1 pseudogene is annotated in these 548 nt (G+C 48.2%); it reads left to right on the top strand.

From position 1 onward, the window contains the following. Positions 1-548 (top strand): annotated as a pseudogene (locus A9O67_RS12940) (UDP-N-acetyl-D-mannosamine dehydrogenase); the annotation flags it as partial.

Below are 548 nucleotides of genomic sequence, written 5' to 3'. Positions count from 1 at the left end.
CATCACGTAAAAAACAAGTGGTTGGTGTCGATGTTAACCAACATGCCGTTGATACTATTAACCAGGGTAAAATCCACATCGTGGAGCCAGAACTGGATATCGTGGTCAAAAAGGCGGTTGAAGAAGGCCATCTGAAAGCTTTTACTAAGCCGCAACCTGCAGATGCTTATCTGATTGCTGTGCCTACGCCATTTAAAGGCGAGCACGAACCTGACCTCGCGTATGTACGTGCTGCAGCTGAGTCTGTGGCTCCGGTGCTGAAGAAAGGGGATTTAGTCATCCTTGAGTCTACATCGCCAGTAGGAACAGCAGAGCAAATGGCAGGGTGGATGGCAGCTGCTCGCCCTGATTTAACCTTCCCTCATCAAGCAGGGGAAGAGGCTGATAGCGATGTAGCGTACTGCCCTGAGCGTGTGTTACCAGGCCAAGTGATGGTCGAATTAATTAAAAATGACCGTGTTGTTGGTGGTATGACGCCAAAATCCTCTCTGCGTGCAAGTGAGCTATACAATATTTGCCTTGAAGGTGAGTGTGTAATTACTAACTCA

The sequence above is a fragment of the Tepidimonas fonticaldi genome (assembly GCF_001675355.1).
Lineage (GTDB): Bacteria > Pseudomonadota > Gammaproteobacteria > Burkholderiales > Burkholderiaceae_C > Tepidimonas > Tepidimonas fonticaldi.
This window is presented reverse-complemented; position numbering and strand designations above follow the sequence as displayed.